We start from the raw sequence: 6,521 nt of genomic DNA on the forward strand, positions 1-6,521 counted from the left end.
AAATCAACAAAGGTAAAGACGATGTGGAAAACGCTTAGCCCGGTGTGGCAAACCTTGATTTCAACTTTGCTGCTGGTGGCGGCGGTGTCGGCTCTGTATTTCTGCGGTTATCAGGCTGCGGCAAAACAGGCGGATGCCGATAAAGCCGAAATCATCGCCACTTATCAGGCTTCGGCTCTGGCTGCCGAGCAGCAATACGCGGCCAAGCTCGCCGAAGCCGCCGCCGAAAAGCAAAAGTGGATGGACTTTGCCCAACAGCAAAGCCGTGATCTGGCGGCGGCCTACCAAGAAATCGACCGCCAAGCGGCGCAATTGGAGAAACAGATTGATGAAACGGTACAAAAAGACGGCGGCGGTTTTAACGGCATTGGCTCTGACAGCGTGCGCCTCTACAACCGCGCCCTCGGCCACGCCGATTAAGGTAATCGAAAAGGCGGAAATGCCGCCGGTATCTTCCGAGCTGCTGCTCGTTCACGAACGCCCCGAGCGTCTGGGCGGCGGCTCACCCCAACAACTGTTAGACCACGCCGTACGCCTCGGAGCGTATGTGCAGAAGCTGGAATATCAGGTTTCCGGCTGGCAGGCGTGGTATGAGCAAGAGAACAGCAAATGACCGACATTATCGACAAAGCCGCTGAAAACGAAGCCGTCTTTTTGGCCGAAGCCCTCTATAAGGCCAGGCGGTTTGAAACCGTGGACGCGAGCACGTACGAATGCGAAGACTGCGGCGATACCATTCCCGAAGCGCGGCGGCAGGCCGTCCGGGGCTGCACCCGCTGCGTGCTGTGTCAGGAATATTTCGAACGCGGGTGGCCGTAATGGACAATAAAACCTTTATCAGTATTGAGTTTTGGCAGTTGGTCGGCTTCCTGCTCTCGTTTCTGGGCGTCTGCTGGGGATTCGGCAAAATGCTGCTGGCTCAGTTTCAGGCGCAGCAGGCTGAGCGGCAGAAGCAGTACGAACGCCTGCAGAGCAAAGTGGAGCAGATGGAGCGGACGCTTGGCGAGTTTTCCGCAGCCTTGCCGATGACCTATGTTTTGCGCGAAGACTACATCCGCAACCAAGTGGTGCTGGAAGCCAAAATCGACAAAATCAGCGAGAAGCTGACCGAGATTTACAAGATGGAGAGCCAAAAAAATGATTAGCGAAGAATTGATGGCCAAGCAGCGGCGCGAAGGCATGCGCTGGCAGATTCTTAATACACTGAACAAAGCCCGTCCGCACACCACGGCGGAAACCTTTCTGCTCGACATCATGAATGCGATTTACCCGCAAACCACCGCGCTGGAATTGCGCCAGCAGCTCGACTATCTGGCCGACCGCAAGCTGGTGGACGTGAGCAAAACGCCGCACGGCTTATGGTTTGCCGACTTGACCAGCTTGGGCGTGGACATCGCCGAATACACGGTCGAATGCCGCCCCGGCATCGCCCGACCCGAGAAAGTGTGGGCTTGATATGGCACGCAGAAGTACAGTCGAACAGCTGCCCGAAGCCGTGCGCCACGAGTTTGAACGAAAGCTGGTGGAAAACGGTTTTGCCGATTATCAGGCTTTGGCCGGATGGTTGCAGGCGCAGGGCTACGAAATCAGCCGCTCGGCGGCGCACCGCTACGGGCAGAAAGTAGAAAAGCGGTTCAAATCCATCAAAGCCAGCACCGAAGCGGCGCGGCTGTTGGCGGAAAAAGCCGCCGATGACGACAACAAACTTTCTGCCGCCCTTACGGCGATGATTCAGGACGAATTGTTCAACGCGCTGGTGGAAGTGGGCGAACAAAACGATATGGAAGCCGCCGAGCGGCTGGGCATGATGGCGGCGACCGCCAAAAACATCGCCCCGCTGATTTCCGCCACCACCCGTTTGAAACAGTTTCAGACGGCCCTGCAAGACAAAATGGCACGCAAATTCGCCGAACTGGAAGCCGAATCCGCCAAACAGGGCAGCGGTTTGGATGCGGACACGCTCAAACGCATCCGGCAGGAAGTGTACGGAGTGTTCTCATGACTTCGCCCGCCTTAACCCTCTATCCCTACCAAAAGAAATGGCTGGCGGACGACAGCCGTTTCAAGGTGGGGATGTTTGCCCGTCAGACGGGTAAAACCTTTACCACCACGCTGGAAATCGTGTTGGACTGCTTGGAGGCGGAAGCGCAGGGCAAACGCACGCGCTGGGTGATTCTGTCGCGCGGCGAGCGGCAGGCCAAAGAAGCGATGAACGAAGGCGTGAAACGCCATTTGGAAGCGGCAGGCATGGCCTGCGAGATTTTGCAAGTACCGTTTGATGCCGCCACCAACGCGCTGGAAGTGGTGCTGCCCGGCGGCAGCAAAATCACCGCGCTGCCCGCCAATCCCGACACCGCCCGCGGCTTCTCCGCCAATGTGTTTTTGGACGAATTCGCCTTCCACAAAGACAGCCGCGAGATTTGGAAAGCCCTGTTTCCGGTGATTTCCGCAGGCTGGAAGCTGCGCGTGGTGTCCACGCCCAACGGCAAGGGCAACAAATTCTACGAACTCGTTACCGATGATAAAAATAAAGAGTGGAGCCGCCACATCGTCGACATTTACCAAGCCGTTGCAGACGGCCTGCCGCGCGACACCGCACAACTCAAAGCCGGTCTGAACGACCCCGACGCATGGGCGCAGGAATTCGAGCTGCAATGGCTGGACGAAGCATCGGCTTGGCTCTCTTATGATTTGATTCACGGCGTGGAACACGAACAGGCGGGGCTGCCCGAATACTACGGCGGCAACCCGTGCTTTGTCGGCGCGGACATCGGCATCCGCAACGATTTATTTGTCGTGTGGGTGTTGGAGCAAGTCGGCGATGTGCTGTGGACGCGCGAACTGATTACCCGCCGCCGTGCGAGCTTTGCCGAGCAGGACGCATTACTGGACGATGTGTTCGACCGCTACCGCGTCATCCGCTGCTGCATGGATAAAACCGGCATGGGCGAAAAGCCCGTCGAAGACGCGCAGCGGCGGCACGGCGAAAGCCGCGTGGAAGGCGTGCTGTTTACCTCCGCTTCCAAGCTGGCGATGGCCTCCATCGGTAAAGAAGCGTTTGAAGACAAAAAAATCCGCATTCCGATTAACCAAGAGCTGCGCACCGATTTGCACAAGCTGCAAAAAACCACCTCCGCCACCGGCGCACCGCGTTTTGTGGCCGAAAGCGATGCCAACGGCCACGCCGACCGCACATGGGCGTGTTTCTTGGCATTGAACGCGGCGCATGAAGATACCGGCCCGGTGCGCGTTACCAGCCGCAATGTACGGCGCAGAAGCCGTCTGACCGGAGGATATTAAGATGAGACTGTTCCATTCCTTATTCGGATTGCACACATTCGAGCTAATCGACCAAGTCAGCGTATTTGAAAACGAAAAAGACCGTTTGCCGACCGCACGATGCTTTATTCAACGCTGCCGTGTCTGCGGCAAAATCCGTAAAACAATGATTCGATATTGAGGCCGTCTGCAAATGAAAAAGCCCCATTTCAAACTCAAAACCCCCGCCGGCAAAGTCGCCCTCAATGCCGACAACCTTACCGCCCATATCGCCGCCGCACAACGCTTTATGGGCGTAGGCGGCTTCGGCGGCTGGCTGCCCAATCCCGACCCCGTGTTAAAAAAACTCGATAAAGACATCGCTGTCTATCGCGAACTGCTGTCCGACCCGATTGTCGCCGGCCATGTACGCCGCCGCAAAGCCGCCGTGGCGGGCATGGACTGGCGGCTGGACGATGACAGCGTTGCCCCCAAAACCGCCGAAGCGGTGGCCGCGCTGTTTGACGGTTTGGATTTATACCGCCTCATCAACCAAATCCTTGATGCCGCATTGTTCGGTTACCAGCCGATTGAAGTGGTATGGCGGCAGGATAAGCTGTGGCTGCCGTCCGAAATCGAAGCCAAGCCGCAGGAGTGGTTTCATTTCGACGACGAAGGCCGTCTGCATTTCAGCCGCTATTTTTCAGACGGCAACGAGCCGCTGCCCGACTATAAATTCCTTTGCCCCACGCAAAACGCCAGCTATACCAACCCCTACGGCACGGGCGACTTGGCCAGCGTGTATTGGCCGACCGTGTTCAAGCGCGGCGGTTTGAAATTCTGGGCGGAGTTCGCCGAGAAATTCGGCGCACCGTGGATTATCGGCAAAGAACCGCGCAGCAACACACCTGCCGATACCGACAAACTCTTGGACGCACTCGAACAGCTTATCGGCAACGCTGTGGCCAGCATTCCGAACGATTCCAGCGTCGAAATCAAAGAAGCCGCCGGCAAACAGGGCAGTGCGGACGTGTACGACCGCTTTATCCGCTACTGCCGTTCCGAAATCGCCATCGCGCTGCTCGGCCAAGACCAAACCACCGAAAAAGACACCAACCACGCCAGCGCGACGGCGGGCTTGGAAGTGACCCAAGACATCCGCGACAGCGACTGCCGCATTGTCGAAAGTTGTCTGAACGAACTGATCGGCTGGGTGTGCGACCTGAATTTCGGCACGGACGAGGTGCGGCCTAAGTTCGTCTTGTTTGAAGAATCCGAAGGCGGCAAAGAGCAGGCCGAACGCGACCAAATCCTCACCGCCTGCGGCGTGCGCCTGAGCGAAAGCTATTGGAAGCGTGCCTATAATCTGAGTGATGAAGACATTGCCGTGGTGGGAAATGTGGAAACGCCGGAGCATTCGGACGGCCTGAAAACCGCAACGCCTTTGGATTTTGCCGAAACGGAACACTTCGCCGATGCAGGCATGGTCATCGACACACTTACTCCCGATGCAGGCCGTCTGAACGCGCAGAGCCAAGCCCTGACCGCCGCATTGATGGCCGATTTGCAGCAGGGCGAAACCGCCGAAAACCTGCTCGACCGCTTGGCGGCGGCCTACCCGAATATGGACGACACCGCCTTGCAGGAAGAGTTGGCGCGGCTGATTTTTTTGTCCGAAATGGTCGGCAGGATTGAAGCCGCCGAGGAGCTGGCACGATGAATCCCGAAGACATCAAAGCCGTATTCGGTATGCAGCCCGAAGCCGCCGTCGCCTACCTGAGACAGAAAGGCGTAGCGGTATCGTGGGATTGGCAGGATATGCTGGACGACGCGCATGCCACCGCATTCACCGTTGCCAAAACCGCGGGCATGGATGTGGCCAACGACATATATAGTGCAGTTGTCAAAGCCGCCGAAACAGGTCGGACATTGGAACAATTCAGCCAAGAACTCACGCCCGTCTTGCAGCAAAAAGGCTGGTGGGGACGGCAAGAAGTACCGAACCCCGAAACAGGCGAATTTCAGACGGCCATGCTCGGTAGCCCACACCGCTTAAAAACCATCTATCTGACCAATATGCAGTCGGCCTATATGGCAGGCCGGTATGTTCAAATGAAAGAAGCAGCGGATACCCATCCCTACTGGGAATATATTGCCGTCAACGACAGCCGCACCCGCGAAACCCACCGCCTGCTGCACGGCAGGGTGTATCGCGCGGATGACCCCGTGTGGGACAGCCTTTATCCGCCGCTGGATTACCGCTGCCGCTGCCGCGTGCGCCCTCTATCCGCCGAACGCGGCCGAGACAAAGTGCTGCCCGCTCCCGAACTCGAAACCATTACTGTGGACATCGGCGAAAACCGCTTTACCGGCGAACAACGCCACGCCCGACGCACCGGTATCCGTATCGGCAGGCAGTTCGTCGCACCCAATGCCGGTTTCAATGCCAATCAGGGTAAAACCATGCTCAGCCGCATGGCGCAGGTCGCTGTCGACAAAGCCCAAGCCGTTCATCCCGACATCGCCCGGGTCGCGTTGAAAGAAATGATGAAAAACGAACGTTTTAAAAGCAGCCTGAGCGCAGGTGCATTGGCTTGGGTAACCGAATTGTTGAGAGGTTGAAATGATTGAAATCAGTCTGGACGCAGACAAACTCGAACACGGTTTGAGCCAACTCCTCAAAAACGCCACCGACACCCGCCCCATGATGCGCGGACTCGCCGCCGAAATGGCCAGCCTGACCGAGGACAACTTTGACAGCGAAAGCTGGGGCGGGACAAAATGGAAACAAAGCCGCCGCGCAGCAGCAGAAGGTGGCAAAACCCTGCAAAAAGACGGCCAACTGGCCGCCAGTATCAGCACCCAAACCGGCAACGGCTTCGCCCGTATCGGCAGCAACAAACCCTATGCCGCCATCCACCACATGGGCGGCACGGTAAAAGCCAAAAATAAACCGTATCTGATGGTGCCTGTGGGCAAAGGGTTCAGAAAAGTCAAACAGGTGGATATACCCGCCCGGCCATATCTCCCCATCAACGGAGACGGCCAACTCCAAACCGGAGCCGAACAACGCCTGCTCGACATCGCCCTTAACTCACTTTCGAAGGATGTTTAAAAACAAAAAACGGGCAAATCCGCCCGTTCCATTTTGTTGCACTATATGCAACAGCGTTGCAATTTCCCCATCCCACGTCATCCACCCAAATACCCCTTTATCCCATTTATCTCACAGACCCCTATATATTTATCTCAATGGGTTTCAC

The 6,521-nt window shown here is 57.0% G+C and carries 10 protein-coding genes; all 10 read left to right on the plus strand.

Going from position 1 to position 6,521, the window contains the following annotated elements; all coding sequences use genetic code 11:
• The first annotated feature begins 21 nt into the window (after positions 1–21).
• Positions 22–420 carry a hypothetical protein gene (locus tag BDE01S_RS07190; RefSeq protein WP_066079412.1) on the plus strand — a complete coding sequence of 133 codons (399 nt, stop codon included), beginning with the start codon at positions 22–24 and terminating at the stop codon, positions 418–420.
• 19 nt (positions 421–439) lie between these two features.
• Positions 440–613: a hypothetical protein gene (locus BDE01S_RS11695; protein ID WP_162842978.1), complete on the plus strand. Its 174-nt coding sequence runs from the start codon at positions 440–442 to the stop codon at positions 611–613.
• Positions 610–819: a TraR/DksA family transcriptional regulator gene (locus tag BDE01S_RS07195; protein ID WP_066079416.1), complete on the plus strand. Its 210-nt coding sequence runs from the start codon at positions 610–612 to the stop codon at positions 817–819. Before BDE01S_RS11695 ends, BDE01S_RS07195 begins: the two co-directional genes overlap by 4 nt.
• The gene (locus BDE01S_RS07200) at positions 819–1,145 is read left to right on the plus strand and encodes a TrbJ/VirB5 family protein (RefSeq protein ID WP_066079419.1); all 327 of its coding nucleotides are present in this window, start codon (positions 819–821) and stop codon (positions 1,143–1,145) included. Before BDE01S_RS07195 ends, BDE01S_RS07200 begins: the two co-directional genes overlap by 1 nt.
• A complete protein-coding gene (locus tag BDE01S_RS07205) occupies positions 1,138–1,455 on the plus strand; it encodes a hypothetical protein (RefSeq protein ID WP_066079422.1) in 318 nt (105 codons plus the stop codon). The genes BDE01S_RS07200 and BDE01S_RS07205 overlap by 8 nt, the downstream gene beginning before the upstream one ends.
• Position 1,456: 1 nt before the next feature.
• Positions 1,457–2,002 carry a DUF3486 family protein gene (locus tag BDE01S_RS07210; RefSeq protein ID WP_066079426.1) on the plus strand — a complete coding sequence of 182 codons (546 nt, stop codon included), beginning with the start codon at positions 1,457–1,459 and terminating at the stop codon, positions 2,000–2,002.
• The gene (locus BDE01S_RS07215) at positions 1,999–3,300 is read left to right on the plus strand and encodes a terminase large subunit domain-containing protein (protein WP_066079429.1); all 1,302 of its coding nucleotides are present in this window, start codon (positions 1,999–2,001) and stop codon (positions 3,298–3,300) included. Before BDE01S_RS07210 ends, BDE01S_RS07215 begins: the two co-directional genes overlap by 4 nt.
• A 172-nt stretch (positions 3,301–3,472) precedes the next feature.
• Positions 3,473–4,978, plus strand: a complete 1,506-nt coding sequence (locus BDE01S_RS07220) for a DUF935 domain-containing protein (protein WP_066079432.1) — start codon at positions 3,473–3,475, stop codon at positions 4,976–4,978.
• A complete protein-coding gene (locus BDE01S_RS07225; RefSeq protein ID WP_066079436.1) occupies positions 4,975–5,880 on the plus strand; it encodes a phage head morphogenesis protein in 906 nt (301 codons plus the stop codon). Before BDE01S_RS07220 ends, BDE01S_RS07225 begins: the two co-directional genes overlap by 4 nt.
• Before the next feature lies 1 nt (position 5,881).
• Positions 5,882–6,373, plus strand: a complete 492-nt coding sequence (locus tag BDE01S_RS07230; RefSeq protein ID WP_066079439.1) for a phage virion morphogenesis protein — start codon at positions 5,882–5,884, stop codon at positions 6,371–6,373.
• Positions 6,374–6,521: the final 148 nt, after the last annotated feature.

Origin of the sequence: Bergeriella denitrificans NBRC 102155 (genome assembly GCF_001592185.1) — a bacterium.
Taxonomy (GTDB): domain Bacteria; phylum Pseudomonadota; class Gammaproteobacteria; order Burkholderiales; family Neisseriaceae; genus Neisseria; species Neisseria denitrificans.

Bases quoted from the DNA above. Each gene is read 5' to 3' on its own strand.
- BDE01S_RS07190 (WP_066079412.1), top strand. From the start codon at position 22: ATGTGGAAAACGCTTAGCCCGGTGTGGCAAACCTTGATTTCAACTTTG.
- BDE01S_RS11695 (WP_162842978.1), top strand. From the start codon at position 440: ATGCCGCCGGTATCTTCCGAGCTGCTGCTCGTTCACGAACGCCCCGAG.
- BDE01S_RS07195 (WP_066079416.1), top strand. From the start codon at position 610: ATGACCGACATTATCGACAAAGCCGCTGAAAACGAAGCCGTCTTTTTG.
- BDE01S_RS07200 (WP_066079419.1), top strand. From the start codon at position 819: ATGGACAATAAAACCTTTATCAGTATTGAGTTTTGGCAGTTGGTCGGC.
- BDE01S_RS07205 (WP_066079422.1), top strand. From the start codon at position 1,138: ATGATTAGCGAAGAATTGATGGCCAAGCAGCGGCGCGAAGGCATGCGC.
- BDE01S_RS07210 (WP_066079426.1), top strand. From the start codon at position 1,457: ATGGCACGCAGAAGTACAGTCGAACAGCTGCCCGAAGCCGTGCGCCAC.
- BDE01S_RS07215 (WP_066079429.1), top strand. From the start codon at position 1,999: ATGACTTCGCCCGCCTTAACCCTCTATCCCTACCAAAAGAAATGGCTG.
- BDE01S_RS07220 (WP_066079432.1), top strand. From the start codon at position 3,473: ATGAAAAAGCCCCATTTCAAACTCAAAACCCCCGCCGGCAAAGTCGCC.
- BDE01S_RS07225 (WP_066079436.1), top strand. From the start codon at position 4,975: ATGAATCCCGAAGACATCAAAGCCGTATTCGGTATGCAGCCCGAAGCC.
- BDE01S_RS07230 (WP_066079439.1), top strand. From the start codon at position 5,882: ATGATTGAAATCAGTCTGGACGCAGACAAACTCGAACACGGTTTGAGC.